The sequence below is a fragment of the Pseudomonas sp. CH235 genome, from assembly GCF_004368175.1.
GTDB classification, from domain to species: Bacteria; Pseudomonadota; Gammaproteobacteria; order Pseudomonadales; family Pseudomonadaceae; genus Aquipseudomonas; species Aquipseudomonas paraglycinae.
In genome coordinates this window covers 298,615-324,459 of the sequence record NZ_RRZJ01000001.1, presented here as the reverse complement: position 1 = coordinate 324,459, position 25,845 = coordinate 298,615, and the positions used below count along the sequence as shown (strand labels likewise).

Here is a 25,845-nt window from a genome sequence, read left to right as displayed (position 1 = left end):
AAGCCAGGTGCAGGAGGGTAGGCGATGAATAGCAGCACACTGTGGTTGATCGGTCGACGGCTGGGCGCCGCGATCGTGACTTTGTTGATCGTATCGATGGTCGTGTTCGCGATCACGGCGGTACTGCCTGGAGACGCGGCACAACAATCCCTTGGCCAGTTTGCCACCCCGGAGCAGGTGGCGGCGCTGCGCCTGAAACTGGGGCTCGATCAACCCGGTGTGGTGCGTTACCTGCACTGGTTGATGAGCCTGCTCAGTGGCGATATGGGCGTGTCGGTATCGAACGCGATGCCGGTTGTCGAGCTGATGGCCGGGCGTGTGCCCAACACCCTGATGCTGGCGGCCGCCACGGCGCTGGTGTCGGTGCCGGTGGCGCTGGTTCTCGGCATCGGCTCGGCGATGGGCCGGGGCGGGCGGATCGACAGTGTCCTGAGTTTCACCACCCTGGCCATGGTCGCGGTGCCGGAGTTTCTGGTGGCGACCCTTGCGGTGCTGATCTTTGCGGTAAACCTGGGCTGGTTGTCGGCGCTGTCCTATGCCAGTGACATCACTTCACCGTGGCAATTCATGCGCACCTACGCCTTGCCGGTGATGACGCTGTGCTGCGTGATCGTTGCGCAAATGGCGCGGATGACACGCGCGGCAGTGATCGACCAGCTCGACAGCCCCTACGTGGAAATGGCCCGGCTCAAAGGCGTCAGTCCGATGCGCATCGTACTGCGCCACGCTTTGCCCAATGCCATCGGGCCGATTGCCAATGCGATTGCGCTGAGCCTGTCGTATCTGCTCGGCGGGGTGGTGATTGTTGAAACCATCTTCAACTATCCCGGCATCGCCAGCCTGATGGTCGATGCCGTGACCAACCGTGACATGGCACTGGTGCAGGCCTGCACCATGTTGTTCTGTACGGCTTATCTGGGTCTGGTGCTGATTGCCGACCTGTGCGCGATTCTGTCCAATCCGAGGCTGAGAAACCAATGAACAATCTCATTGTGAAATCGACGCCTGCGGCCCCCGATCTGTCAGCCGGCAAGGTGTCTCACGGTCCCGTGTGGCTGGGACTCATCGGCGCGGCCATCTGCGTTATCTGGTTGCTGGTTGCGTTATTCGGCCCGTGGCTGGCGCCGCATCCGGTCGGCGAGGTGGTCTCGGGCAACGTGTTTGACAACATCAGCGCGGTGTACCCGTTCGGCACTGATTATCTGGGCCGCGACATGCTCAGCCGGGTGCTCGTCGGCGCGCGCTTCACTGTCGGCCTGGCGTTGATTGCGGCGGTGCTGGCCAGTGCGCTGGGCACCGGTTGTGCGCTGCTGTCGGTGGTGTCGCCGAAATGGCTGGACGAAGTGATCAGCCGCTTGATGGACGCTTTTATCTCGATCCCGAGCAAGATGCTCGCGTTGATCATGGTTTCGGCGTTCGGCTCTTCAGTGACCCTGCTGATCAGCACGGCGGTGTTGAGCTTCGCCCCGGGCGCGTTCCGTATCGCCCGCAGCATGGCGGTGAACATCGAAGCGCTGGAGTATGTGCAGGTCGCCCGAACCCGTGGCGAGCGGCGCTTGTACATCGCCTGCGTGGAGATCCTGCCGAATATGCTCAACCCGGTGCTGACTGACCTGGGCTTGCGGTTCGGTTTCATCGTGCTGCTGCTCAGCGGCATGAGTTTTCTCGGGCTGGGCGTGCAACCGCCGGATGCCGACCTCGGTTCGCTGGTGCGGGAAAACATCGGCGGCCTCAATCAGGGCGCCCCGGCCATCGTCATCCCGGCGCTGGCCATCGGCACCCTGACCATCGGCGTGAATCTGTTTATCGACAGATTGTCGTCGCGACGTAGTCGCCGCACGGGAGGCCATTGAAATGACCCAATTGATTCGAGTTGAAGACCTGCGCGTGGTCGCTTGCGGCGAGCACGGGGAAACCGAAATCGTCAAAGGCGTGAGCTTTGCCCTGGAACAAGGTGAAGTGCTGGCGTTGATCGGCGAATCGGGCTCGGGCAAGACCACAATTGCCCTCGCTCTGTTGGGGTACGCCCGACGGGGCTGTCGGTTGTCCGGCGGCGTGGTACAGGTCGGCGAGCACGACATGCTCGCGCTCAGCGAGCAGCAATTGCAGGGCCTGCGCGGTAATCGGGTGTCGTATATCGCGCAGAGCGCTGCGGCGGCTTTCAACCCGGCGAAGAAGCTGATCGACCAAGTGGTGGAGGGCGCCTTGATTCACGGCCTCGGCACCCGCGCCACCCTTGAGGCCAAGGCCATTGAGCTGTTCCGCGATTTGGCCCTGCCAGACCCGGATCACATCGGCCAGCGTTACCCGCATCAGGTGTCCGGCGGGCAACTGCAGCGGGTGATGGCGGCAATGGCGCTGATCAGTGATCCGTTGCTGGTCATCCTCGACGAACCGACCACGGCGCTCGATGTGACGACCCAGATCGACGTGTTGCGTGCGTTCAAGCGCGTGGTGCGTGACCGTGGCGCGACAGCGGTGTATGTGTCCCATGACCTGGCCGTGGTGGCGCAAATGGCGGATCAGATCGTCGTGCTCAATGGCGGTCAGATATACGAACAAAGCGCTACGGCGGCGCTCCTCAAAGGCCCGAGTCATGAATACACCCGCAGTCTGCTGGCGGCCGCGCGGCCGGACACGACGATCCGCCCACCTTGCGGAATTGCCGAAGAAACTCCGCTGCTGACCATTCGCGGCCTGACCGCCGGTTACGGCAACAAGAACACCCAGGGCATGCCGGCCATTCGTGTACTGGAAGACATTGATCTGACCGTGCGCCGGGGCCAGGCGATTGGTGTGATCGGCGAGTCGGGGTCGGGCAAGTCAACGCTGGCCCGCGTGGTGGCCGGCTTGCTGACGCCGGCATTGGGCGGGCTGACCTTTGACGGGCAACCGCTGGGCGGTTGTCTGTCCGAACGCAGCGACGAGCAATTCCGGCGAATCCAGATGGTGTTCCAGAACGCCGACACGGCGCTCAATCCGATGCACAGCATCAGCACGATTCTGAGTCGGCCGCTGAAGATGTATTTCAACCTCAAAGGCGCGGCGTTGCGCGAGCGTATCGGCGAATTGCTGGATCTGGTGCGCCTGCCGCGAGCCTTGGCCGAGCGTCGTCCGAGCGAGTTGTCCGGCGGGCAGAAACAGCGGGTGAACCTGGCGCGGGCACTGGCGGCCAAACCCGATCTGATCCTTTGCGATGAAGTGACCTCGGCGCTGGACACCGTGGTCGGTGCAGCGATTCTTGAATTGCTCCGCGACTTGCGTGAGCAGCTCGGCGTGTCCTACCTGTTCATCAGTCATGACATCTCCACCGTGCGCGCGCTGTGCGATGACGTGGTGGTGATGTACAGCGGCCACAAGGTTCAGGCCGGCAGCCGCCAGTCGTTTGCGCAGGCGCCGTTCCATCCCTACACCGATCTGTTGATTCACTCGGTGCCGGAGCTGCGCCAGGGCTGGCTGGAAACCTGCGGGACGACTTGCGGCGAACTGCCGCCCATCGGGCCCAAAGCCAATGTCGCCGAGCTGTGCACCTTCCTCAATCGCTGCCCGGTGCGCGTCGATGGCCTGTGCAACCGTACGGCACCCAACCGCCGAATCATCGACGGTGGCAGTGAAATTCTTTGCCACCACGACAGCGTCGAACTGCTGAAAACCCAGCGGGACGTGACCACCTTCAATCAGGGAGCCTATGCATGAGCGCTCGTTTTGTGAGACTGGCCGAGCAGGGCCGGGTGACCGTCGGGTTGACCGTGGATGGCGTGCCCATCAAGGCGTTGCAGGGCGACACACTGATGGTCGCATTGCTCACTCAGGGCGATGCGCTACGCCAGTCGGAATTCGATGCCGGTCGACGTGCCGGGTTCTGCCTGATGGGCGCCTGCCAGGATTGCTGGGTGTGGACGCGCAGCGGCGAACGTCTGCGTGCGTGCTCCAATGAAGTCCGTGAAGGGCTGGATCTCGTCACCACACAACCGGAGGCGACATGGCCACTGCACGGGTAGTTATCGTCGGCGCCGGCCCTGCGGGGATTCGCTGCGCCGAGACGTTGGTGAAGGCCGGCATCAAACCGGTCCTGATCGATGAAAATCGCCGCGACGGCGGCCAGATCTATCGTCGCCAACCCGAAGGTTTCACCCGCGACTACCGCGCGCTGTACGGCACTGAAGCGGCCAAGGCGCGCGACCTGCACGAGAGTTTCGAGCGCTTGCGCCCACACATCGATTACCGGCCCGACACGCTGGTGTGGAATCTGGTGCCCAGGCAGTTGAGCTGCGTCAGTCAGGGTCACCATACGACGGTGGACTTCGACGCGTTGATCCTGTGTACCGGCGCCACGGACCGTTTGATGCCCATTGAAGGCTGGCAGCTGGCGGGCACCTACAGCCTCGGCGGGGCGCAGATCGCGCTCAAGTCGCAGGCGGTTTCCATCGGCCATCGCGTGGTGTTCATGGGCAGTGGTCCGCTGCTGTATCTGGTGGCCAGCCAGTACGTGAAGGCCGGCGCCAACGTCACTGCGGTGCTTGATACATCGCCGATGAGCAAACGCATTGTCGCGCTGCCGAAGATGCTCGCGCGGCCTGGAGTGTTGCTCACCGGGATGAAACTGTTGGCGCAGTTGTATCAGGCGAAAATACCGGTGCATCTGGGGATCAAGCCGGAGCTCATATCGGGAGATGCCACTAGCGGCGTCAGTGGCGTGCGCGTGCGCTCAGCCAAAGGCGAAACCCTGGACATCGATTGCGATGCCGTGGCCCTGGGGTATCACTTGCGTCCGGAAACCCAGCTGGCCGATCTGGCCGGGTGTCGCATGCGTTTTGATGAAGCGTCCGGCCAGTGGTGGCTGGCGCTTGATGAAGAGGGCCGTACTTCGGTCAGCGGTGTGTACGCCGCCGGCGACGGGGCCAAGATTCGCGGTGCCGATGCAGCTGAACATGCCGGACGCCTGGTGGCGATGGCGCTGCTGGAGGATCAGCAACAACCGGTGGATGCCGGTTTTCGCGCAGAGCAACGGCGCGTACTGGCGGTAATGGATCAGTTCCGCCTCGGTCTGGCGCAGGCATTTCCCTGGCCCGCCGAACAGGCCGGGGCGTTGCCGGATTCGGCGATCGTCTGTCGCTGCGAGATGATCAGCGCGGGCGAACTGCGCCGTACGGTCAGCGAAAAGGGTGCGTGCGAAGTCAATCGGGCCAAAGCTTTCAGTCGGGTCGGCATGGGCCGTTGCCAGGGCCGCTACTGCTCGCAGGCCGGCGCCGAAGTGATTGCCGCCGCGGCTGGCGTGAGTGTGCAACAGGTCGGTCGCCAACGCGGTCAGGCCCCCGTCAAACCGTTGCCGATGGTCATCATCGAGGAGCCGTCATGAACTCGCAGAAAAGTGATGTATTGATTATCGGCGGCGGCATCATGGGTGCGGCGTCAGCGTTTTTCCTGCGTCAGCGCGGGCACTCCGTGACGCTGCTCGAGCGCGACCAGATTGGCCAATACGCCAGCGGCGTCAACTTCGGCAACGTGCGGCGTCAGGGTCGTTATCTGGGGCAACTGGAGTTGGCCAACCGTTCGTTTGCGCTGTGGAAGCGCTTGCCGGAGCTGATTGACGACGATCTGGAATTCATCGCCAGCGGCCACATGCGTGTGTGTTACCGCGAAGACGAAATTGCCGAGCTCGAGGCGTATGCCGCTGCACCGGAGGCGGCCCAACTGGATCTGCAGGTCTATCGCGGCGCTGAACTGCATCGGCGCTTTCCGTTTCTTGGGCCGGACGTGAAGGGGGGCTCCTACGCGCCGCACGACGGTCACGCCAACCCGCGTCTGGCGGCGCCGGCATTCGCTCGGGCGGCGCGGCGGATCGGTGCGCGTATCGAAGAACAGACCGAAGTGGCCGAAGTGCAGAAAATCGGAAGCGAGTTCAGCGTCACCACCACCGATGGCCGGCAATATCGCGCCGCACAACTGCTGATCACTGCCGGCGCCTGGGGCGAGAAACTGTCCGCGCAGTTCGGCGAACCGGTTCCGCTGGACACCCATGGCCCGCAGATGGCGGTGACGGAACCGGTGCCATACGCCTTGCCGACGGTGATTGGGGTGTTCACCAAGATACCTGAGGAAGTCATTTATTTCCGGCAGATTCCGCGCGGCAACATCATCATTGGCGGCGGCTATCGCAGCAAACCGGACATGCTCAATCGCCGCGCTTATGTCGAGCCGCGCAGCATCCTCAACCAGATCCGGCAAATGCGCCGACTGTTGCCGGGTGTCGGCAATCTGAACATCATCCGGGTCTGGAGCGGCATCGAAAGCTATCTGCCGGACTCGCTGCCGATCATGGGGCCAAGCGGTACGGTCGATGGCCTGTATTACGCGTTCGGCTTCTGCGGTCATGGTTTCCAGTTGGGGCCGGGCGTCGGTGACGTCATGGCTGAGCTGATCAGCACCGGCAGCACTTCCACGTTGATCGAACCCTTTTCCATACGCCGGTTCGCCCCCTTGGCCGAACAACGGAGCAAAGCCTCATGAAACCCCGTGTACTGGAGATTCTCAAACGATTGATTGCGTTCGATACCGTGTCGTCGGAGTCGAACATGGCGTTGATCGAGTACGTTCGCGAGTTGCTGCTGAGCAAGGGCATCGAGTCGCTGATCGTCAAGGACGAAAGCGGCAAGAAGGCCAATCTGTTTGCCAGCACCGGCCCGAAAGACCAACCGGGCATTCTGCTGTCCGGGCACACCGACGTGGTGCCAGCAGCGGGGCAGGCGTGGACGGTTCCACCGTTCCAGGTGACGGAGCAGAACGGGCGGGTTTACGGGCGCGGCAGTTGCGACATGAAAGGCTTTATCGCGCTGGCCATCGACGCCATGCTTGAGGCTGCTGAACATTCCCTCAGCCGTCCGCTGCAACTGGCGCTGTCACACGACGAGGAAATCGGCTGCGTTGGCGTGCGGCGTTTGCTCGATGTGCTGCACCTAGCGCCGGTGCGGCCGTTCCTGTGCCTGATCGGCGAACCGACCAACATGCAGTTTGTGCTGGGGCACAAGGGCAAGGGCTCGTACCGCACCTATTGTCGGGGGCTGGAGGCGCATTCTTCGCTGGCGCCGCGCTCGGTCAACGCGATCCACGTGGCCTGCGATTTCATTGCAGCGTTGCGTGAATCCCAGCGTCAACTGCAGGAGCAGGGCGCCCGGGATGCCGATTACGACGTGCCTTACACCACCGTGCACGTGGGCCAGATCGGCGGTGGCCGGGCGCTGAATATCGTGCCGAATCTGTGCACGGTGGATTTTGAAGTGCGCAATTTGCCGGCCGATGATCTGGAACAGATCCTCGCGCAGATGCAGGAGCGTGCCGAGGTGATCGTGCGCGAGGCGCAGAAGCTCTCGAGTGTGGCAGCCATCGAGATTGAAACGGTCAACATCTATCCCGGACTGGACACCCATCCGAGCGTCGAAGCGGTACGGTTCCTGAAAAATTTCGCGGCGCCGGATACTGCGACGTCCAAGGTTTCGTTCGGTACGGAAGGCGGGTTGTTCAAGCAGCGTCTGGATGTGCCGGTGGTTGTCTGCGGGCCAGGTTCGATCGAGCAGGCGCACAAGCCCGACGAGTTTATCGAGATCAGTCAGATGGAAGCGGGGGAGCGCTTTCTGGAGGGTTTGCTCGGTTCGTTGAAACGATAGGAAACAGCAATTCTGCTGTTCCACCGCCAATTTCAGCAGCCGACACTGTCCGCTACGCGCTTTCAGCATCCTTATCCGTCGAGTCTCCCTAGACTGGAATCTGTCTCGGATCAGGACTCGACCATGCTCAAGAATCGTTTGAAAGACCCCGGTCTTCTCGCAGAACTCGCTTATGTGAACGGCCAGTGGATCGGCGCCGATGACCGCGCGACCCTGGATGTCGTCGACCCGGCCAGCGGCGAATTGATCGGCCGCGTGCCCGCCATGCAAGGCGTGGAAACCCGACGCGCCATCGACGCCGCCGAACAGGCCTGGCCCGCCTGGCGGGCACGACCGGCCGCCGAACGTGCGGCGCTGCTGGAGCGCTGGTATCAGGCGATGATCGACAACCTCGACGACCTGGCGCTGATCATGACTTGCGAACAAGGCAAGCCGCTGAATGAAGCCAAAGGTGAAATCCGCTACGGCGCGGGTTTCGTCAAATGGTTTGCCGAAGAGGCTCGGCGGATTTACGGCGAAACCATGCCGGCGCCCAGCGGCGACCGCCGACTGTTGACGCTCAAGCAACCGGTGGGTGTCTGCGCGGCGATCACACCGTGGAATTTCCCCAACGCGATGATTACCCGCAAGTGTGCACCGGCCCTGGCGGCAGGGTGTCCGATCATCGTCAAGCCGTCGGATCTGACGCCGCTGTCGGCGCTCGCGTTGGCGGTGTTGGCTGAGCGCGTCGGCATTCCGGCCGGGGTGTTCAATGTCCTGACCGGCATGCCCACCGGGATTGGCGAAGAGCTGACCGGTAACCCGACGGTGCGCAAGATTTCCTTTACCGGCTCCACCGCGGTGGGCCGTTTGCTGATGCGCCAGAGTGCCGAACACATCAAGCGATTGAGCCTGGAACTGGGCGGCAACGCACCGTTCATTGTGTTTGATGATGCTGATCTTGAGCAGGCGATTAACGGCATCATGCTGAGCAAGTTTCGCAACGCCGGGCAGACCTGCGTCTGCGCCAACCGGATTCTGGTAGAGGACGGCATTTACCCGCGTTTTGCCCAGCGTCTGGTCGAGGAGGTCGGCAAGCTCAAGGTCGGCAATGGCCTGCAGGACAACGTGACCATTGGCCCGCTGATCAACAAGGCTGCCGTGAGCAAGGTGGCCCGCCACATCAATGATGCCTTGAGCCAGGGCGCGCAGTTGCTCTGCGGCGGCGTTCCCGAGGGTGACAGTCAATTTGTCCAACCGACGGTGCTTGGCGATGCCCATGCCGGCATGCTCCTGGCCAACGAAGAAACCTTCGGCCCGGTCGCGCCGCTGATGCGGTTCACCGACGAAGCCGAAGCCTTGGCGCTGGCCAACGCCACGCCGTTTGGCCTCGGTGCCTATTACTTCACTCAAGACTTGCGTCGCTCATGGCGTTTCGGCGAGGCGCTGGAGTTCGGCATGGTTGGCCTCAACACCGGAATCATCTCCATGGAAGTCGCGCCCTTCGGCGGCATCAAGCAATCGGGGCTGGGCCGTGAAGGCAGCAAATACGGTCTTGACGAATACCTTGAAGTCAAAGCCTTCCACATCGGCGGCTTGTAACTTCACAACAACGGGGAGCCACAACTGATGAGCAAGGTCTTCAAGATCGCCGCGATTGCCGGCGACGGGATTGGCAAGGAAGTGCTGCCCGAGGGGCTGCGGGTTCTGGAGCAGGCCGCGAAAAAATGGCAGCTGGACTTGAGCATTGAAGTGCTCGACTGGGCGCATTGCGATTATTACCTGGAACACGGGCAGATGATGCCCGAGGACTGGTTCGAGCAGCTCAAGGGCTTCGACGCGATTTACTTCGGCGCCGTGGGCTGGCCGGAGAAAGTGCCGGACCATATTTCCCTGTGGGGATCGCTGCTGAAATTCCGTCGCGACTTCGACCAGTACGTGAATATCCGCCCGGTGCGCCTGTTCCCCGGGGTGCCATGCCCGTTGGCCGGACGCGAACCGGGGGATATCGATTTCGTGGTGATTCGCGAGAACACCGAAGGCGAGTATTCATCGGTCGGCGGCAAGATGTTCGAAGGCACCGAGCATGAGTTCGTGCTGCAGGAATCGGTCTTCACCCGCCGGGGTGTCGACCGGATTCTCAAGTTTGCCTTCGACCTGGCCCAGACCCGGCCACGCAAGCGCCTGACCGCAGCGACCAAGTCCAACGGCATTTCGATCAGCATGCCTTATTGGGACGAGCGCACCGCACTGATGGCCGCGCAGTACCCGCAGGTGACGTGGGACAAGCAGCACATCGATATCTTGTGCGCGCGCTTCGTTCTGCAACCGGATCGGTTCGATGTGGTGGTGGCGTCGAACCTGTTCGGCGACATCCTCTCCGACCTGGGGCCGGCGTGTGCCGGAACCATCGGCATTGCGCCGTCGGCCAATCTTGATCCGCAGCGACGCTTTCCGTCACTGTTCGAGCCGGTGCATGGTTCGGCGCCGGACATCTATGGGCAGAACATCGCCAACCCGATTGCGATGATCTGGTCCGGGGCGCTGATGCTCGATTTCCTGGGCAACGGTGACGAGCGTTATCGCGCAGCACACGATGGGATCCTGCAGGCGATCGAGCGGGTGATCGCCGAGGGCCCGATCACCCCGGACCTGGGCGGGAAGGGCTCGACCCAGGATGTCGGCAGGGCCATCGCCGAGTTCCTCTGAAACATCGTCATCCTCTGCACGAGTGAGCCTGCTCGCTCGTGCAGAGGGTCTGAATCAGTAGCCTTTGTTGCGGTCGATCTGACCGTTCATGGGCTCGCCGCGTTCGAAGCTGCGGATATTTTCCAGCAGGACAGCAAATGCACTTTCCGGCTGGGTCATTGCCGCGATATGCGGCGTCAGCAGAATCTGCGGGTGGCCCCAGAAAGGATGATCTGCCGGCGCCGGTTCGTTCTGCACCACATCCAGCACCGCGCCGCTGAGTTGCCCGCTGTCCAGCGCCTGGAGCAAGTCTTCTTCCACCAGATGCCCACCGCGCCCCATGTTGATCAGGGCCGCGCCACGCGGTAATTGCCGAAACAACTCACGATTGAGAATGCCACGGGTCTGCTCGGTCAGCGGCAATACGCAAATCAAAATGTCGCACTGGCTCAGAAACGCCGGCAGTTGCTCGCGACCGGCAAAGCACTCGACGCAGGCAATCCGATGCGCACTGCGCGCCCAGCCCTTGAGGGCAAAGCCCAGGGGCTGCAAGGTGGCGAGAATCTGCTGCGCCTGAGTACCGAGGCCCATCACCCCCACCCGACGCTGATGCGCCGGCTGCAGCAGGTGCGCCTGCCAACACCGCGCGATCTGCTGCTGGCGATAGCGCAACATGTCCCGGTGCAAAGCGAGCACGGCAAAACTGGCGTACTCGCACATGCCTTGGGTGATCCCGGGATCGAGCAGGCGCACCACCGGAAGACTTGGCGGGACACGGCTCAGGTCCAGTTGATCGACGCCGGCCGACAACGCGAATAACACCTGCAGATTCGGCAGCACCGTCTGCAGATCTTCTGGCGCCTGCCACGCCGCCAGGTATTTGATGTCTGCGGGATCGCCGATGTCCGGCCAGGCGCGCCATTCGATGTCCGGGGCATGTTCGGCGAACAGTGCTTTCCACCGTTCGCCGCGCACGGGGTCAGCTTTGTAGAGCAGGGCCATGGTCAATTCCTGAGGAGGTTGAAGGTGCTCCCATCATCGCCCAACCCCAGAGCAGGATCTGTCGAAAGCAGCGCTGCGAACACTGCGCGTCACCTCATATACGCACGCGCCCGGCAGATTCGGCGGCCTGAAGGAATCTGCCGTTTGGCAGGGTGAAAACAGTCGATCCGGATTTCTCAGGGGCCAAGTTCGGCGTAGTTCGTTACGCACAAGTCTTAATCTTAAGACCCTGTGTAACCACCTCCTGCATTCACTCCGGGCTGCCGGACTCACGAAGGGAAATGCCATGAACAGCCAAGTCGACCAAACGCCTCATTTACTCCGTCAGCGTGATCAGTTCGTGCCACGCGGACTGGTCACCGCTCACCCACTGGTGATTGATCGCGCCCAAGGGGCTGAATTGTGGGACGTGGACGGCCAGCGTTATCTGGACTTCGTCGGCGGCATCGGCGTGCTGAACATCGGCCATAACCATCCCAAAGTGGTTGCAGCGGTGCAGGCCCAATTGCAAAAAGTCTCGCACGCCTGCTTTCAGGTGGTGGCCTACAAGCCGTATCTGGATCTGGCCCAGCGTTTGTGCGAAATGATAGGTGGCGAGGAACATTACAAAGCGGCGTTCTTCACCTCTGGCGCCGAAGCCGTGGAGAACGCGGTGAAAATCGCCCGCGCTCACACCAACCGCTCTGCGGTGATCTCCTTCCGCGGCGGTTTCCATGGACGCACCTTGCTCGGCACCACGCTGACCGGCATGAGCCAGCCCTACAAACAGAACTTCGGGCCATTCGCGCCGGAGGTGTTTCACACCCCATATCCCAATGCCTATCGCGGCGTCACCAGTGAGATGGCGCTCAAGGCGCTGGACGAGTTGCTCGCCACCCAGGTTGCGCCGGAGCGGGTTGCGGCGATCATCATTGAACCCGTGCAGGGCGACGGTGGTTTCCTTGCGGCGCCGGCACCATTCCTCCAGGCATTGCGCGAGTTGACCCACAAGCACGGCATCGTGCTGATCCTCGATGAAATCCAGACCGGATTCGGCCGCACCGGCAAGTGGTTCGGTTTCCAGCACGCCGGCATCCAGCCTGATCTGGTCACCGTCGCCAAGAGTCTGGCCGGCGGGCTACCGTTGTCGGGCGTGGTCGGCAAATCTGAAATCATGGATTCGCCACTGCCCGGAGGCCTCGGCGGCACCTACGGCGGCAATGCACTTTCCTGCGCCGCGGCCCTTGCGGTGATCGACGCTTATGAAGAAGAGAAACTGCTCGAACGTGGCGATGCATTGGGCAAGCGTCTGCGTGAAGGTTTGCTGCAGTTGCAGCGCCGCCACCCGCAGATCGGTGACGTACGCGGCACCGGTTTCATGCTGGCCATCGAGCTGATCAAAGACGATGAAGCGCGCTCCCCGGACGCTGATCTGAACCAGCGGGTGATCGATGAAGCGCGCAAAGGTGGCTTGCTGGTGATCAAGTGCGGCGTCTATCGCAACGTCCTGCGCTTCCTCGCGCCACTGGTGACGACCGAAGCGCAGATCGACGAAGCGTTGCAGATTCTGCAGGCTGCATTGGCACGGGTATTGAACTGATGTCCGCCGGGTTCAGCGGCGCGGTCGCTGGCCAGCGTCGCTGAACCTTTTTGGCGCACGGATTGATGAAACGCATCATCGGAGGCTGTGTACACCATGGGGCTGACTGATTATCGAGCACTGCTCATCGATTGCGACGAAGTCCTGGTTGACCGTGATTCGGGTGTCTGGACAGCGCTGCAGCCGTTGCTCGACAGCCGGGGCGGGCGCCCGGACAAGGAACAGGTGCTGGGCGAATTTCGCGAGGTGGTGCAGGGGCTCTATCCGCGCTTTGCCGAACTGGGCTTCAGTGGATTGCTGTGTTTTGCCCATCGCCAATTGGCCGAGCGCTGGAGCTTGAAAGCCAGTTGGGAGGAGGGCATGAGTTTCGCGCGCTCTGCTGCCAACTGGTCATTGTTCGAAGACGCACCGGGAGCGATGCTGTACTTGCGCAAGTTTTATCGCCTGTTGGTGGTGGGCGACCGGGATGCCGAGGATCGCGCCGTGTTGTGCGAGCATCTGGGGATTGTGGCCGATGACTTTATTTCGCTGGCCAGCGATCCGCTGCGGGACGAGGACTGGTTGAATGCCAACGAGCTGAAGCCGGAGCACATTCTGCGGGTGACCCGACCCGCCGCCCGTGGCCCGGCGCTGAGCGATGTGTGTCTGATCGGTCGCGAACGGGGCCAACAGCCGACCCCATGCGCTGCGGATTATTGCATCAACAGCATGGCTGATCTGGTCGCACAGCATCAGCAGTGTTTACGGCGCTGATTTTGCTAGTAGATTGTCCTACAAATGGCAGTCAAGAGGTTCGCAATGGAAGGTTTAGTCAAACTGGACCGCATCGACATCAGTATCCTGGTTGAGTTGCAGAGGGACGGGCGCATGACCAATGTCAGCCTGGCCGATGCCGTGGGATTGTCGGCCAGCCCCTGTCTGCAACGGGTCAAGCGGCTGGAATCGGCCGGGTACATTTCCAGCTACAAGGCACACCTGAACCTGGCGAAGATCACCGAATCGGTAACGGTCTTCACCGAAATCACCCTGAGTGACCACAAGCGCGAAGACTTCGCCAAGTTCGAGTCGAATATCCGGCTGGTGGATGAAGTGCTCGAGTGCCATTTGATCAGCGGTGGTTACGATTATCTGGTGCGTTTCATGACGCGCAGTATTCAGCACTATCAGGAAGTGATTGAAAGCCTGCTGGATAAAAACATCGGCATTTCCAAGTACTTCAGCTACATCGTTATCAAGTCCCCGGTGCTCAAGGACGGTGTGCCGTTGCGCAAGTTGTTGCGGCACTGAAGCTCCCTACATCCATCAGGTGCGAACCAATGGGGGACAGCTGACTGTCCCCCATTGTGTGCTAGCCACCAAAGCCGACGATGGCTTTGGTTTCCAGATATTCCTCAAAGCCGTAGACACCGAATTCACGACCATTTCCGGATCGTTTGTAGCCACCGAACGGGGCCATGGGATTCCAGGCCGGGTGGTTGAGCAGTACTTGTCCTGCGCGGATGCGTGAGGCAACGGCGCGTGCATGATCAAGGTCGCGGGATTGAACGTGAGCGCTCAGTCCGTACACGGTGTCGTTGGCTATCGCGACAGCCTCATCGAGCGTTTCATAGGCAATGATGCACAGCACTGGTCCGAAGATTTCCTCCTGGGCAATGCGCATGCTCGAATCAACCTCGGAAAATACCGTCGGTCGGGCATAGAAGCCCGTTTCATGACCAGGCATCCGTCCTGGTCCGCCGCAGACGAGTTTGGCCCCTTCATTCAGGCCCGATTCGATCATGGCTTGCACACGCTTGAACTGGGCCTCATTGGCTATTGGGCCGAGTACTGTCTCTTCCGATTGTGGATCCCCCACGATGATCGCGTTGGCGGTTGCGGCGGCCAGTGCCTCGACTTCCGCCAGCCGGTCCCTGGGTACGATCATTCTGGTCGGGGCGCTGCAGGATTGCCCGACGTTGCGAAACGCCGTCATCACGCCCAGTGACACGACGTTGGCGAAGTCGGCATCGGGCAGCAGCACGTTGGGTGACTTGCCGCCCAGTTCCTGGGTGACGCGTTTCACTGTAGGAGCGGCCGCCTGTGCGACCAGCGCACCTGCGCGGTTTGAACCGGTGATCGAAATCATATCGATATCCGGGTGCGCAGCCATGGCGCCGCCGACCTCGGGGCCCGTGCCATTGACCAGGTTGAAGACACCCGGTGGCAGGCCGGCGTCATGCACCAGTTGGGCGAAAAGAAGGGCGCTCAACGGTGACAGTTCGCTGGGCTTCAGCACCACCGTGCATCCGGCCGCAATCGCTGGAGCCATCTTGGCGGTGATTTGATAAAGCGGCCAGTTCCAGGGGGTGATGAGACCGCAGACACCGATGGGTTCGCGTTCAATCGCGGTGCCGCCTTCAACCGTCTGGAAGCGATAGGTGGACAGCAGATCACGGGCAATCCGAACGTGTTCGGCCGCCAAGGGCACTTGCATCGCTCGGGCAAAACCGATGGCAGCACCCATTTCCAGAGAAAGGGCCTGCGCAAGCGACTCTTTTCGCTCAAGGATCAGGTCGTAAATCTTGCCAAGAAAACCCGCGCGCGCTTCGGCGGAAGTCGCAGACCAGCGAGGAAACGCCGCCCGCGCTGCAGCGACGGCCCGATCAACGTCTTCGGCCGATCCGCTGGCGACCTCTGCAACAACGCTTTCAGTCGCCGGATTGACCACGGGCAAACTGCCAGGCGTTGCCGGCGAACACCAGCCACCATTGATATAAAACTGTCGAGACGTATGCGAATCCACGGGGTAGGTATTCGAAGATTGTGTTGTCATCCAACTAGCTCCTTAAAGGACTGATGGGGGCTGTTAACAGCAGGGGGAGGGAGGGAAGAGCGGCGCCAGGGCACCGGTACATGCGGTGCCCTGTGGTTTGAATAAGCTAACAAAAGGGCTCAGTCGAAATATGCCGTTCTTGAAGTCGACAAGGGATAATCTGCTGTATCTCAGGGGCGGACGTTGTCTCTGTTTTATCTTTCCAACCTGACAGGTCGCACGCATTCATGCTCACCAATCTCTGGTACGTCGTTCTTCCATCGTCGCAGTTGACTGACGGACTGATGCCGGTTCGTTTGCTCGGACAGCCTTTTGTTGCGTTCCGTGATGACGCTGGCGTCGCTCACGTGCTTTCGGATGTTTGCGTGCATCGCGGCGGATCGTTGTCGGGCGGCAGAAGGGTGGGCAACAGTGTGCAATGCCCCTATCACGGCTGGCGATTTGGTGCGGATGGAGTTTGCACGCATATACCTGCGCAGCCGGACCTGCGAATTCCTGCCAAGGCCCGCGTGGACGCCTATCCGACGCTGGAGCGTTACGGCTGGATCTGGGTATTTCTAGGGGACCTGCCTGAGCCTGAGCGTCCGCCGCTACCCACACTCGACTGGCTCGACGATCCTGCCGTGCGGGTGGTATCAGGCCATTTTGACTGGGAGGCCAGTTGGGACCGGATTATTGAAAACGGTCTTGATTTTGCGCATGCGCCGTTTGTTCATGGCTCAACCTTCGGCGATCCGGATCACCCCGAGATTGAATCGTTTGAAGTCGAAAGCGATATGTGGAGCGGCAGCGCACAAATGCTCATGCGCAGGCCTGCGCGCAAAGGGCTGTTACGGCGAAAATCATCCACCGAGTTTGTCAGTGTGGTCACTGTGCCGGGGTTTCATTTTTCTGGCCCGTGCACGACGCTGGAGCTTGAATTACCCAATGGATGGCGGATCTACATCGTCTCGGCGCATGTCCCGATTGACGCCAATCGCACGCGAACCTGGTGGATGATGGGCAGAACATTCCTGCGTTCCCGACTGCTTGATCGCAGGTTCATTGCCAGCAATATCCGTATTTTCGAGCAAGATCACGCGGTGCTGAAAAACGTTCGGCCCGAGCGCGTGCCGGACTCGTTTCAGCAGGAGGTTTCATTGAAATCCGATGCGCTGCAAATTGCCTTTCGCAGAGGCGTGCAGGCACTGGAACTGCGTGGCTGGCGAATCGATGAAGAACGTCTTGCGCGCACGTTTACGGGGCGTATGGCGTGCGCAGTTCCCAGCCCCGAACGTCGTCATGTTCGCGCTTGGGCGATTGAGCCCATTCCCTTGGTGGACGTTACCCACGAACGAGAATAGAGGGGTGTCGATCTGGCACTCAGACACATGCCAGATACAAATGCCTTGCAGAATGGGACGGCACATCTGCAACGCCAGTCCAGAAGGAAACGCGCAAATGAAGTTCAAGCTGAATCTCTTCAACAATTGGGTACGCCAGATGGCACGCTTGATGGTGGGCATGCCTGATTACGATAACTATGTGGCACTCCGAACCGCCAGTCATCCAGGCGAGCCGGTAATGACCTACAAAGAGTTTTTCGAGGAGCGGCAAAAAGCCCGTTACGGCGGACGGCAATGCACGACGCGTTGCTGCTGATTTGGTCCTCAGCGCGCTCGTCGTCTATCGCCTTCAGATGTCCTCCTCTATGACTTCCTGGGCGACGGCCTTGATTTGCTGCGGGTCATTGATGTCCAGCTGGACGGTGTCGATTCCCGGATTGGCCCGAGCAATCTCATCCAGCAGGGCCTGGCGACGGCCCGCGATGATGACCTGATTGCCGCGCTGGTGAAATGCCTCGGCCAAAGCGCGGCCAATGCCGGAAGCCTTATCGTCGACGGTCCCGTCTGGACGTCGGCAGGCATGACAGCCGCGCTGGACATGGCGTTGGGCATGGTGGAAAAGGATCTGGGCACCGACATGGCCAGGTCGGTGGCGCACAAACTGGTCATGCATCAACGGCGTTCGGGTGGGCAGTCCCAGCATTCGGAACTGCTTACGCTTGCTCCAAAGTCGGACCGTATTCAAAGTGCGCTGGAGTATGCGCGCACGCACCTGGACCGCCCGCTCAGCGTGGAGGAACTTGCCGACGTCGTGCACTTGAGTCCCAGACAATTCACCCGGGTATTTACTGCCGAGACAGGCCAGTCACCGGCCAAGGCTGTTGAAAGCCTGCGTCTGGAGGCCGCTCGCGTGATGATCGAGCAAAGTCGTCACAGCCTGGATCGCGTGGCGAAGGAAACGGGGTTTCGAGACCGTCGCCACATGCGCGAAGTATTCATGCGAGGGTTTGGCGTTCCGCCGCAGGCGGTTCGAAGGGATGCCAGGCGGATCGGCCAAGAGAATCCAGCTGATCGGGGCGCTCATCCGTAAGCGCCCCGATCAGCCAGCAGTCAAAGCCAGGACTTGATTTGCGCGCAGACGGCGTCGGTGGAAATGCCGTAGCGATCATGCAGTGTCGGCAGTGCGCCGGCGTCGAGGAACGCGTCGGGCAACGCGATCTGCCTGAACGTCGGCGTCACTCCGTTGCGCAGCAGTACCCCGGCAACCGCTTCACCCAGCCCGCCAATAATCGAGCTGTTTTCTGCGGTAACCACCAGCCGGCCAGACTTGCGGGCCTCGGCGAGAATGGTCTGTTCATCCAGCGGTTTGATCGTCGGCACATGTAGCACGGCGACATCGACGCCATCAGTCTGCAGCGCCTTGGCGGCCTCCAATGCGCGCATGGTCATCAAACCGGTCGAGATGATCAGGACATCGTTGCCGGTGCGCAGGGTCTTGGCCTTGCCGATCTCGAATTGATACCCGTATTCATCCAGCACCAGCGGCACGTTGCCGCGCAGCAGCCGCATGTAGACCGGTCCCTGATGCGCGGCAATGGCAGGCACGGCCTGTTCGATTTCCAATGCGTCACAAGGGTCGACGATCATCAGGTTGGGCATCGCCCGGAAGATCGCCAGGTCATCGGTGGCCTGGTGGCTGGGGCCGTAACCGGTGGTGAGGCCGGGCAATCCGCAAACGATTTTGACGTTGAGGTTTTCCTCGGCAATCGCCATGCAGATGAAGTCGTAGGCGCGACGCGAGGCGAACACCGCATACGTGGTGGCGAACGGTACGAAGCCTTCTCGGGCCATGCCTGCGGCCGCACTCATGAGCAACTGTTCGGCCATGCCCATCTGATAGAAGCGCTCGGGATGGGCCTTGGCAAAAATGTGCAGGTCGGTGTACTTGGACAGGTCAGCGGAGAGGCCGACGATGTCCGGACGCTGATCCGCCAGTGCGGTCAATGCATGGCCAAAAGGTGCTGAGCGGGTGGCTTGGCCTTCGGAGGCAATCGAGGCAATCATCGCCGAGGTGGTCAGGCGCTTCTTGATCGGTTCGCCAGTCGAGGTCGGTGTGTTGGCGGCGTTGCTCATTGGTTTTTTCCTTCTTCAAGCGTGGTCAGTGCCAGATCCCATTCGTGTTCGTCCACGCGGATGAAATGGGTCTTTTCGCGGTTTTCGAGGAAGGGCACACCTTTGCCCATGGTGGTGTCGCAGATGATCACCCGGGGTTGGGTGCCAGGGTGGTGGCGGGCGGCATCGAAGGCTTCGACCAGTGCGCCCAGATCATTGCCGTCGACGCGCTGGGTGAACCACCCAAACGCTTGCCAGCGATCCACGATGGGTTCGAACGACAGGATCTCGCTGGAATGGCCGTCTGCTTGCTGGTTGTTGACGTCGACGATGGCGATCAGGTTGTCGAGCTTCCAGTGCGAGGCCGACATCACGGCTTCCCAGGTCGAACCTTCGTTCAGCTCGCCGTCCGACAGCAGGTTGTAGACGAACGATGTCGAGCCCTTGCGTTTGAGACCCAGGCAGGCCCCGACGGCGATGCCCAGCCCCTGACCCAGCGAACCACCGGTGATTTCCATGCCCGGCGTGTAGGCGGCCATGCCCGACATCGGCAATCGGCTGTCATCCGAGCCGTAGGTTTCAAGCTCATCGAGCGGAATGATCTCGGCTTCGATCAGCGCCGCGTACAGCGCAATCGCGTAGTGACCGATCGACAGATAGAAACGATCACGCGGCTCCCACGCCGGGTCTTCGGGGCGATAGCTCAGCGCATGGAAGTAGGCGACCGCGAGCAGGTCGGCGGCACCGAGGGCCTGACCGACGTAGCCCTGGCCTTGCACCTGGCCCATGCGCAAGGCATGGCGGCGAATGTTGTGGGCGCGCTCGGCCAGCGTCTGGGGTGTTGTGAATGAAAGGTTGGCAGTCATGGTGAATTCTCCTGTGAATCAACGATTGACCAGAGCGGCGGGTATGCGCAGAACCAGCGAGGCGCCGATCAGCAATACGCCGGTGATCAGATACATGCCGATAGCGCTGGAGCCGGTGAGTGTGGTTATCCAGCCAATCAGGTAGGGCGAGCAGAAGCCGGCAAGGTTGGCGAAGCTGTTGACGGCGGCGATGCCGGCCGCGGCGGAAACACCGCCGAGCAGCGTGGTCGGGAGCATCCAGAACAGCGAGGTCGCGGACAGGATGCCGGAAGCCGCCAGGCACAGACTGAGAATGGACAGCATCACATTGCCTCCCATCAGCGCCGCGAGGGTCAGGCCGATGGCCCCGGCGATCATCGGCACGATCAGGTGCCAGCGGCGTTCGCGATGTTTGTCGCCACTGCGTCCGACCAGCAACATGGCGGCGATGGCACAGAGGTACGGCAGGCTGGTCAGCAGGCCGATCTTCATCGGATCGGAGACCCCGGCATTACGCACAAGGGTCGGCAGCCAGAAGGTGATTGCGTACTGCCCCATCACCACACAGAAATAGATCCCCGCGAGCAGCCAGAGGCGACGGTCACGAATGAATTCGCCCACGGACGCATGCGTCACTTTCTGCTGGTCGTCCTCCGCCAGCTCACGAGCGATCAAGGCTTTTTCATCGTCGTTGAGCCAACTGGCCTGATGCACGCCATCCTTGAGGTAGCTGAGCACCAGCAGGCCGACAACCACGGTAGGCACAGCCTCCAGCACAAACATCCATTGCCAGCCGGCCCAGCCGTGCATACCGGCGAAGTGGTTCATGATCCACCCGGAGAGCGGACCGCCGACCATGCCCGACAACGGGATGGCGATGAACCACAACACCGTCATGCGCGCACGCCGGTAGGACGGAAACCAATAGGTGAGGTACAGCAGCAGACCCGGCGCCAGGCCGGCTTCGGCAATGCCCAGCAGAAAGCGCAGGGCGTAGAACTGCCAGGCGGTTTCGACGAAGGCGAAGAGGGCGGAGACAATGCCCCAGGTGATCATGATGCGCGCGATCCACACTCGCGCGCCGACCTTGTGCAGGATGATGTTGCTGGGCACTTCGCAGAGAAAGTAGCCGATGAAGAACATGCCGGCGCCCAGTCCGTAGACTGTTTCGCTGAGCGCCAGATCGTTCATCATTTGCAGTTTGGCAAAGCCGACGTTGACGCGATCGAGGTAGGCGCACAGGTAGCACAGCATCAGGAACGGCATCAGGCGCCATGCGGTTTTACGGTAGGCGTTGGAACGCACCGCCGAAACGGCTTCGAGCGACAGGGTAGTCATGATGGTCTGATCTCTTGTTTTTATTGACCGCCGGGCAAGAATGCCCGGCCGTATCATCGATCCAGAACCGCACGGGCCGCGAGGCCCGCCACGTGTGTCAGTGAATCAGCATGCCGCCGTTCACATCCAGGGTAATGCCGGTGAGATAGGAGGACAGGTCGCTGGCCAGGAACAGCGCCGCATTGGCCACATCCTGCGCCTCGCCCAGACGACCCAGCGGAATGCCGTCGATGATCGCGTGGCGGCGTTCGTCCTGCATCAGGCCGCCAGTAATGTCGGTGTGAATCAGGCCGGGAGCAATGGAGTTGACGCGTACGTTGTCCGGCCCCAGTTCACGCGCCATGGCCTTGGCCAGACCCAGCACACCGGCCTTGGCGGCGCTGTAATGAGGCCCGCCAAAAATGCCGCCGCCGCGCTGCGCGGAAACCGAAGACATGCACACGATGCTGCCGTTGGCTTGCTGGCGCATGAGCGGAATCACCGCCTGGGACATCAGCAACGTACCGCGCAGGCTGACGTCCAGCACCTTGTCGTAATCACCGTGGCGGATATCGAGGGTCTTGAGGGGTTGGGTGATGCCGGCATTGTTGACCAGTATGTCGATCCGGCCGAAGTGTTCGATGATGGTGGCGACAGCCTGCTGTACCTGAGACTCGTCGGCGACGTTGGCAGCCAGGCCGAGATGACCCTCGCCCAAAGAGGCAGCGGCATCGCGGGCAGCGGATGCGTCCAGATCCAGAATCACCACCCGGGCGCCATGTTGAGCGAAGGTCGTAGCTGTCGCGCGGCCGATACCACGTGCGGAGGCAGCACCTGTGATGATCGCGACTTTGCCTTGAAGAAGCATGGGAAAAAACCTCTGATTGTTGTTATTGAGTCGGTCCGTGCAGAACCGATGACTCAGCTTGTCTCCCGTAACGACCCTGAGCAATAACGCAAACTTCACTGGATGCTGAAAAAAATTCAGCACTCGCCAACATGCGATTGCGGTGTTTGAATAGCCGAACGCCCGGCCTCAGCCACTTGCAGCGGAATAACCATCATCATGAGTTCATCTGGCGAAGCACCGCCGATCCTGCCACCGCTGAAAGCCATTCAGGCCTTTGAGCAAACTGCGCGCTTTGGCAACGTCGCACGTGCGGCCGAAGTGCTGGACCTGACGCCCTCGGCAGTCAGTCACCAACTGGCCAAACTCGAGGCGATGATCGGGCGACAGCTGTTCCTCAGAACGGCGAGGGGAGTGACGTTGACGCCCGTGGGCGAGCAATACCTGTCCGAGATATCCGGCATCCTGCACAGCCTGGCGGTGGCAACAGAGCGTGCGACCAGTGATGTCAGCCTCGACTGCCTGCGATTGCATTCGTCACCCAGCTTCGGCCTGTTGTGGCTGATGCCGCGCCTGGAACAGTTTCGCGAGAGCCATCCCGACATTCAGCTCAATCTCTCATGCTCCTATGAATCGCTGCACTTCAGTCGGGACAAGATCGACGTGGACATCCGCCACGGCATGCCGAACTGGCCAAGTTTCGAAGTGCGCACGTTGCGCAACGAAAAAATCGCAGTCCTCGCATCACCCAAGCTTCTGGAAAAACGCCCCATCCGCGCCGTCGCCGACTTGCTGGACTGCAACCTGATCCTGTCGGAAGCGACGCTGATCAAGTGGCCGCAACTGTTTGCTCAACACGGGCTGTCGCGCCCTGACAGCCCCTATACCTTGAGCTTTGACCGCTCCTACATGACCCTCGAGGCCGCCAGTCACGGTCTTGGTTTTGCACTGGAAAGCACGCTGCTGGCGCAGGACTATCTGGCGCGCGGCGAGTTGGTTGAAGTCATTCCCGGGCTGAGTGCCCCGATTACCGCGCACCACCTGGTTTTCCCGAGGGCGCATGCGGGGTTTCCCCGGGTGAGGCGTTTTCTGGAATGGATGCAGCGTGAGTTGGGGCATGACTTCAGTTACTGATGCTGGCGCGATCGGCGAAGTATTGGGCGTCATGTACAAACCTCAAAGCGTGGTGGTCTGCCCGTTGCGATCCAGTTCATACACTTTGTTGCCCTGCAATTTTTCCTTCAACCACCGCTCCGCCTTACCCAGCGGCCGCTGCCGCGCCCAAAGCAAATCCACACCAATCTGCCAGTCCGTATGCGGATACGCCGAGAGCTGCAGTTCCACCAGCTCACCCTCGGCCAGTTCACGTTGAATGAGCTGGCGGGGCAGGGTGGCCCAGCCGAGTCCGGCGCGGACCATTTCCAATAACGCCAGATAGCTTTCAGCCTGCCACAACTGGGTCGAACGCAGGTATTCGCTGCTCGGCAGTTTGCTCGCGTGGGCGCTGAAGGCCAGGCGGCGATGGACGTGCAGGTCCTCGAACGTGACGTTTTCAAGTTGCGCCAATGGGTGCCGGGGATGGCAGACGTGCAGCATGATCAGTTTGCCCAGTTGCTGGAACGCCAGCTCCTTGGGGTAGCCGGGCTGCGAGAACGCCACACCGAGTACCGCTTCGCCGCTGCTGACCAGTTCACTGACGTCGCCATGGACCGGATGACGAATGATCAGGTCGACGAAGGGGAATGCTGCTTCGAAAGCTTTGAGCACCGGCATGATCGGGCCGTACGGCGTTTCAATGGCCAATGTCAGGCTGGGCTCTACGTTGTCCGAGAGGCAGTCGGCGTGGGCTTCGAAGGTCATGCAGCGTTCGAGCACGGCTTCGGCCTGCACCAGTAATTTGTGACCGCTGGCGGTGAGGGCAGGGCTGCGGTTGCTGCGATCGAACAGGTCGACGCCAAGGTCGGTTTCCAGGTTGGCAATCGCTGCGCTGATGGTCGATTGGGTCTTGCCCAGTTTGCGCCCGGCGGCGGAAAACGATCCGCTTTTGACCACTTGGACGAACATCTGCAGTTGATCGAGTGAGAAGCGCAAGCGTTGAACTCCCGGTTCGAAATGAAGATTTGGAGTGGCTAGCAGATGCCAGATTCATGCCATCGGAAAAAGCGATGGTTGCTAATTTGTTTCATCGCAATAAACGTTCAAATATGGCCCCGCGTCAAAACGATCTCCGGGGCGGATCCTCCTTTCAAACGCCCCGAGCATGCCCGCTATCTCAACAGATGCCGCACTTTCAGGAGCGTGTGAAATGACCACACAACGCATTCATCCGGTGGACGAGGTTTTGCCACTGCGCCAGTTGTTCACGTTTGGCTTGCAGCATGTTCTGGTGATGTACGCGGGAGCGGTGGCGGTGCCGCTGATTCTTGGCAGTGCGATGGGGCTGACCTCGGCACAGGTGGTGTTGCTGATCAACGCGAACCTGTTGACCTCGGGTGTGGCGACGCTGATTCAAACCCTCGGTTTCTGGAAGTTCGGCGCCCGCCTGCCGCTGATTCAGGGCTGTTCGTTCATTGCCCTGGCGCCGATGATCATGATCGGCAAGGAGTTTGGCCTCAGTCAGATTTTCGGCGCGGTGATCGCGGCGGGTTTTCTCACCATTGCGCTGGCACCGGTGTTCAGCCGATTGCTGCGGTTCTTTCCGCCGGTGGTGATTGGCAGCCTGATCACCATTATCGGCATCTCGCTGATGCCGGCCGCGGCGAACTGGCTGGGCGGTGGCAATCCCGATGCGGCCGATTTTGGCAATCCCGCAAACCTGTTGCTCGGTTTGGCCACGGTCAGTGTGACGCTGGTGATCTACGCCAAATTCAAGGGCTTCATCGGCAACCTCAGCGTGCTGATTGGCCTGTTTGTCGGCAGCCTGATCGCAGCGGCTTGCGGCATGACTCACTTCAATCGGGTCAGCGAAGCGGCGTGGCTTGAGCTGAGTGCGCCGATGGCGTTCGGCGCGCCGGAGTTCGCGCCGGTGCCGATTCTGATCATGACCCTGGCGATGCTGGTCATCATGGCCGAGACCACCGGCAACTGCCTGGCGATCGGCAAATTGACCGGAAAACCGACCACGCAACACACCCTCGGCAACGCATTTCGCGCCGACGGCTTGTCGACCATGCTCGGTGGCTTGTTCAACAGCTTTCCTTACAACGCCTTCACCCAGAACACCGGTTTGATTGCGCTTTCCAACGTGAAAAGCCGCTTCGTCGTGGCCGCTGCCGGGGCAATCATGGTGCTGATGGGCCTGTTCCCGAAACTCGGCGCGTTGATCGCCGCGGTGCCGACGCCGGTGCTCGGTGGCTGCGCGATTGTGATGTTCGGCATGACCACGGTGGCGGGGATTCAGGAACTGTCACGGGTGCAATTCGAGGGTACGCGCAACGGCATTATCGTCGCCGTGTCAGTGAGTGTCGGGGTGCTGCCGATGTCCTTTCCGGCGCTGTTCGAACACGTCGGCCCGACCCTGAAACTGGTGCTCGACAGTGGAATTTTCCTCGGAGCGATCACCGCCATCGTCCTCAACGTTCTGCTCAACGATGAAAAAAAATCGACCGAAACCATCGGCGCTACATCGGCTGAACTGGCCGACTGACTTTTGTTTTCCACTGCCCTGGAGTTACC

Annotated in this window: 23 protein-coding genes and 2 pseudogenes; 17 read left to right on the top strand and 8 right to left on the bottom strand. The window is 61.0% G+C overall.

From position 1 onward, the window contains the following. Positions 1–24: 24 nt before the first annotated feature. The 9 genes from EIY71_RS01310 (at position 25) to EIY71_RS01270 (ending at position 10,352) form a co-directional block, all read left to right on the top strand. Entirely contained in the window at positions 25–981 is a 957-nt protein-coding gene (locus EIY71_RS01310) for an ABC transporter permease (RefSeq protein WP_039768548.1), read from the top strand. Next, entirely contained in the window at positions 978–1,853 is an 876-nt protein-coding gene (locus EIY71_RS01305) for an ABC transporter permease (RefSeq protein WP_085603597.1), read from the top strand. The genes EIY71_RS01310 and EIY71_RS01305 overlap by 4 nt, the downstream gene beginning before the upstream one ends. A gap of 1 nt (position 1,854) precedes the next feature. Next, complete coding sequence (locus EIY71_RS01300; protein WP_085745638.1) at positions 1,855–3,696, top strand: ABC transporter ATP-binding protein; 1,842 nt, start codon at positions 1,855–1,857, stop codon at positions 3,694–3,696. Continuing rightward, complete coding sequence (locus tag EIY71_RS01295) at positions 3,693–4,001, top strand: (2Fe-2S)-binding protein (protein ID WP_085745639.1); 309 nt, start codon at positions 3,693–3,695, stop codon at positions 3,999–4,001. Before EIY71_RS01300 ends, EIY71_RS01295 begins: the two co-directional genes overlap by 4 nt. Beyond that, positions 3,983–5,359 carry an NAD(P)/FAD-dependent oxidoreductase gene (locus EIY71_RS01290; RefSeq protein ID WP_134020088.1) on the top strand — a complete coding sequence of 459 codons (1,377 nt, stop codon included), beginning with the start codon at positions 3,983–3,985 and terminating at the stop codon, positions 5,357–5,359. The genes EIY71_RS01295 and EIY71_RS01290 overlap by 19 nt, the downstream gene beginning before the upstream one ends. Then, positions 5,356–6,510: an FAD-binding oxidoreductase gene (locus EIY71_RS01285; protein WP_134020085.1), complete on the top strand. Its 1,155-nt coding sequence runs from the start codon at positions 5,356–5,358 to the stop codon at positions 6,508–6,510. Before EIY71_RS01290 ends, EIY71_RS01285 begins: the two co-directional genes overlap by 4 nt. Further along, entirely contained in the window at positions 6,507–7,664 is a 1,158-nt protein-coding gene (gene argE / locus EIY71_RS01280) for an acetylornithine deacetylase (RefSeq protein ID WP_134020082.1), read from the top strand. Before EIY71_RS01285 ends, argE begins: the two co-directional genes overlap by 4 nt. Positions 7,665–7,787: 123 nt before the next feature. Continuing rightward, entirely contained in the window at positions 7,788–9,245 is a 1,458-nt protein-coding gene (locus EIY71_RS01275; RefSeq protein WP_134020079.1) for an NAD-dependent succinate-semialdehyde dehydrogenase, read from the top strand. Between the two features lie 27 nt (positions 9,246–9,272). Further along, on the top strand, positions 9,273–10,352 hold the full coding sequence (locus tag EIY71_RS01270) for a tartrate dehydrogenase (protein ID WP_085745644.1): 1,080 nt from the start codon (positions 9,273–9,275) through the stop codon (positions 10,350–10,352). Positions 10,353–10,406: 54 nt separating this feature from the next. Here the strand turns inward: EIY71_RS01270 and EIY71_RS01265 are convergent, their stop codons facing one another. After that, entirely contained in the window at positions 10,407–11,333 is a 927-nt protein-coding gene (locus tag EIY71_RS01265) for a glyoxylate/hydroxypyruvate reductase A (protein WP_134020076.1), read from the bottom strand. Between the two features lie 286 nt (positions 11,334–11,619). Between EIY71_RS01265 and gabT the strand changes: the two genes are divergently transcribed. The 3 genes from gabT to EIY71_RS01250 all read left to right on the top strand — a co-directional run bounded on the left by gabT (position 11,620) and on the right by EIY71_RS01250 (position 14,199). After that, positions 11,620–12,912 carry a 4-aminobutyrate--2-oxoglutarate transaminase gene (gene gabT / locus EIY71_RS01260; protein WP_129972893.1) on the top strand — a complete coding sequence of 431 codons (1,293 nt, stop codon included), beginning with the start codon at positions 11,620–11,622 and terminating at the stop codon, positions 12,910–12,912. 96 nt (positions 12,913–13,008) lie between these two features. After that, positions 13,009–13,665 (top strand): 2-haloalkanoic acid dehalogenase, encoded by a 657-nt coding sequence (locus EIY71_RS01255; RefSeq protein ID WP_134020073.1) that lies wholly within the window; start codon positions 13,009–13,011, stop codon positions 13,663–13,665. A gap of 45 nt (positions 13,666–13,710) precedes the next feature. After that, positions 13,711–14,199 carry an Lrp/AsnC family transcriptional regulator gene (locus EIY71_RS01250; protein WP_039768527.1) on the top strand — a complete coding sequence of 163 codons (489 nt, stop codon included), beginning with the start codon at positions 13,711–13,713 and terminating at the stop codon, positions 14,197–14,199. Between the two features lie 61 nt (positions 14,200–14,260). Here EIY71_RS01250 and EIY71_RS01245 read toward each other — a convergent pair whose 3' ends face one another. Beyond that, a complete protein-coding gene (locus tag EIY71_RS01245; protein ID WP_134020070.1) occupies positions 14,261–15,724 on the bottom strand; it encodes an aldehyde dehydrogenase family protein in 1,464 nt (487 codons plus the stop codon). Positions 15,725–15,951: 227 nt separating this feature from the next. On the opposite strand from EIY71_RS01245, the gene EIY71_RS01240 reads away from it, so the two are divergent. Further along, positions 15,952–17,067, top strand: a complete 1,116-nt coding sequence (locus tag EIY71_RS01240) for an aromatic ring-hydroxylating dioxygenase subunit alpha (RefSeq protein ID WP_134020067.1) — start codon at positions 15,952–15,954, stop codon at positions 17,065–17,067. Positions 17,068–17,164: 97 nt separating this feature from the next. Beyond that, positions 17,165–17,365, top strand: a complete 201-nt coding sequence (locus EIY71_RS01235; RefSeq protein ID WP_085745650.1) for a YbdD/YjiX family protein — start codon at positions 17,165–17,167, stop codon at positions 17,363–17,365. 48 nt (positions 17,366–17,413) lie between these two features. Here the strand turns inward: EIY71_RS01235 and EIY71_RS01230 are convergent. Then, positions 17,414–17,584: pseudogene (locus EIY71_RS01230) on the bottom strand (SDR family oxidoreductase); the annotation flags it as partial. A gap of 12 nt (positions 17,585–17,596) precedes the next feature. Here EIY71_RS01230 and EIY71_RS01225 point away from each other — a divergent pair. Next, positions 17,597–18,139: pseudogene (locus EIY71_RS01225) on the top strand (GlxA family transcriptional regulator); the annotation flags it as partial. A 20-nt stretch (positions 18,140–18,159) separates the two neighbouring features. On the opposite strand, the gene EIY71_RS01220 reads toward EIY71_RS01225, so the two are convergent. The 4 genes from EIY71_RS01220 to EIY71_RS01205 all read right to left on the bottom strand — a co-directional run bounded on the left by EIY71_RS01220 (position 18,160) and on the right by EIY71_RS01205 (position 22,191). Next, positions 18,160–19,182, bottom strand: a complete 1,023-nt coding sequence (locus EIY71_RS01220; protein ID WP_134020064.1) for a transketolase family protein — start codon at positions 19,180–19,182, stop codon at positions 18,160–18,162. After that, a complete protein-coding gene (locus EIY71_RS01215; RefSeq protein ID WP_134020062.1) occupies positions 19,179–20,027 on the bottom strand; it encodes a transketolase in 849 nt (282 codons plus the stop codon). The genes EIY71_RS01220 and EIY71_RS01215 overlap by 4 nt, the downstream gene beginning before the upstream one ends. 18 nt (positions 20,028–20,045) lie before the next feature. Then, positions 20,046–21,344, bottom strand: coding sequence for an MFS transporter (locus EIY71_RS01210; protein ID WP_064596576.1), 1,299 nt, complete (start codon positions 21,342–21,344; stop codon positions 20,046–20,048). A 97-nt stretch (positions 21,345–21,441) separates the two neighbouring features. Continuing rightward, complete coding sequence (locus EIY71_RS01205; protein WP_134020059.1) at positions 21,442–22,191, bottom strand: SDR family NAD(P)-dependent oxidoreductase; 750 nt, start codon at positions 22,189–22,191, stop codon at positions 21,442–21,444. Positions 22,192–22,389: 198 nt separating this feature from the next. On the opposite strand from EIY71_RS01205, the gene EIY71_RS01200 reads away from it, so the two are divergent. Continuing rightward, positions 22,390–23,304 (top strand): LysR substrate-binding domain-containing protein, encoded by a 915-nt coding sequence (locus EIY71_RS01200; protein WP_134020056.1) that lies wholly within the window; start codon positions 22,390–22,392, stop codon positions 23,302–23,304. Positions 23,305–23,346: 42 nt separating this feature from the next. Here EIY71_RS01200 and EIY71_RS01195 read toward each other — a convergent pair whose 3' ends face one another. After that, positions 23,347–24,261, bottom strand: a complete 915-nt coding sequence (locus EIY71_RS01195) for a LysR family transcriptional regulator (RefSeq protein ID WP_134020052.1) — start codon at positions 24,259–24,261, stop codon at positions 23,347–23,349. 214 nt (positions 24,262–24,475) lie between these two features. Here EIY71_RS01195 and EIY71_RS01190 point away from each other — a divergent pair, with 214 nt between their 5' ends. Beyond that, positions 24,476–25,816: a nucleobase:cation symporter-2 family protein gene (locus tag EIY71_RS01190; RefSeq protein WP_134020049.1), complete on the top strand. Its 1,341-nt coding sequence runs from the start codon at positions 24,476–24,478 to the stop codon at positions 25,814–25,816. Positions 25,817–25,845: the final 29 nt, after the last annotated feature.

Bases quoted from the DNA above. Each gene is read 5' to 3' on its own strand.
- EIY71_RS01190 (WP_134020049.1), top strand. From the start codon at position 24,476: ATGACCACACAACGCATTCATCCGGTGGACGAGGTTTTGCCACTGCGC.
- EIY71_RS01250 (WP_039768527.1), top strand. From the start codon at position 13,711: ATGGAAGGTTTAGTCAAACTGGACCGCATCGACATCAGTATCCTGGTT.
- EIY71_RS01235 (WP_085745650.1), top strand. From the start codon at position 17,165: ATGAAGTTCAAGCTGAATCTCTTCAACAATTGGGTACGCCAGATGGCA.
- EIY71_RS01240 (WP_134020067.1), top strand. From the start codon at position 15,952: ATGCTCACCAATCTCTGGTACGTCGTTCTTCCATCGTCGCAGTTGACT.
- EIY71_RS01275 (WP_134020079.1), top strand. From the start codon at position 7,788: ATGCTCAAGAATCGTTTGAAAGACCCCGGTCTTCTCGCAGAACTCGCT.
- gabT (WP_129972893.1), top strand. From the start codon at position 11,620: ATGAACAGCCAAGTCGACCAAACGCCTCATTTACTCCGTCAGCGTGAT.
- argE (WP_134020082.1), top strand. From the start codon at position 6,507: ATGAAACCCCGTGTACTGGAGATTCTCAAACGATTGATTGCGTTCGAT.
- EIY71_RS01215 (WP_134020062.1), bottom strand. From the start codon at position 20,027: ATGACTGCCAACCTTTCATTCACAACACCCCAGACGCTGGCCGAGCGC.
- EIY71_RS01265 (WP_134020076.1), bottom strand. From the start codon at position 11,333: ATGGCCCTGCTCTACAAAGCTGACCCCGTGCGCGGCGAACGGTGGAAA.
- EIY71_RS01220 (WP_134020064.1), bottom strand. From the start codon at position 19,182: ATGAGCAACGCCGCCAACACACCGACCTCGACTGGCGAACCGATCAAG.
- EIY71_RS01255 (WP_134020073.1), top strand. From the start codon at position 13,009: ATGGGGCTGACTGATTATCGAGCACTGCTCATCGATTGCGACGAAGTC.
- EIY71_RS01200 (WP_134020056.1), top strand. From the start codon at position 22,390: ATGAGTTCATCTGGCGAAGCACCGCCGATCCTGCCACCGCTGAAAGCC.
- EIY71_RS01305 (WP_085603597.1), top strand. From the start codon at position 978: ATGAACAATCTCATTGTGAAATCGACGCCTGCGGCCCCCGATCTGTCA.
- EIY71_RS01210 (WP_064596576.1), bottom strand. From the start codon at position 21,344: ATGACTACCCTGTCGCTCGAAGCCGTTTCGGCGGTGCGTTCCAACGCC.
- EIY71_RS01205 (WP_134020059.1), bottom strand. From the start codon at position 22,191: ATGCTTCTTCAAGGCAAAGTCGCGATCATCACAGGTGCTGCCTCCGCA.
- EIY71_RS01270 (WP_085745644.1), top strand. From the start codon at position 9,273: ATGAGCAAGGTCTTCAAGATCGCCGCGATTGCCGGCGACGGGATTGGC.
- EIY71_RS01295 (WP_085745639.1), top strand. From the start codon at position 3,693: ATGAGCGCTCGTTTTGTGAGACTGGCCGAGCAGGGCCGGGTGACCGTC.
- EIY71_RS01290 (WP_134020088.1), top strand. From the start codon at position 3,983: ATGGCCACTGCACGGGTAGTTATCGTCGGCGCCGGCCCTGCGGGGATT.
- EIY71_RS01310 (WP_039768548.1), top strand. From the start codon at position 25: ATGAATAGCAGCACACTGTGGTTGATCGGTCGACGGCTGGGCGCCGCG.
- EIY71_RS01285 (WP_134020085.1), top strand. From the start codon at position 5,356: ATGAACTCGCAGAAAAGTGATGTATTGATTATCGGCGGCGGCATCATG.
- EIY71_RS01245 (WP_134020070.1), bottom strand. From the start codon at position 15,724: ATGACAACACAATCTTCGAATACCTACCCCGTGGATTCGCATACGTCT.
- EIY71_RS01300 (WP_085745638.1), top strand. From the start codon at position 1,855: ATGACCCAATTGATTCGAGTTGAAGACCTGCGCGTGGTCGCTTGCGGC.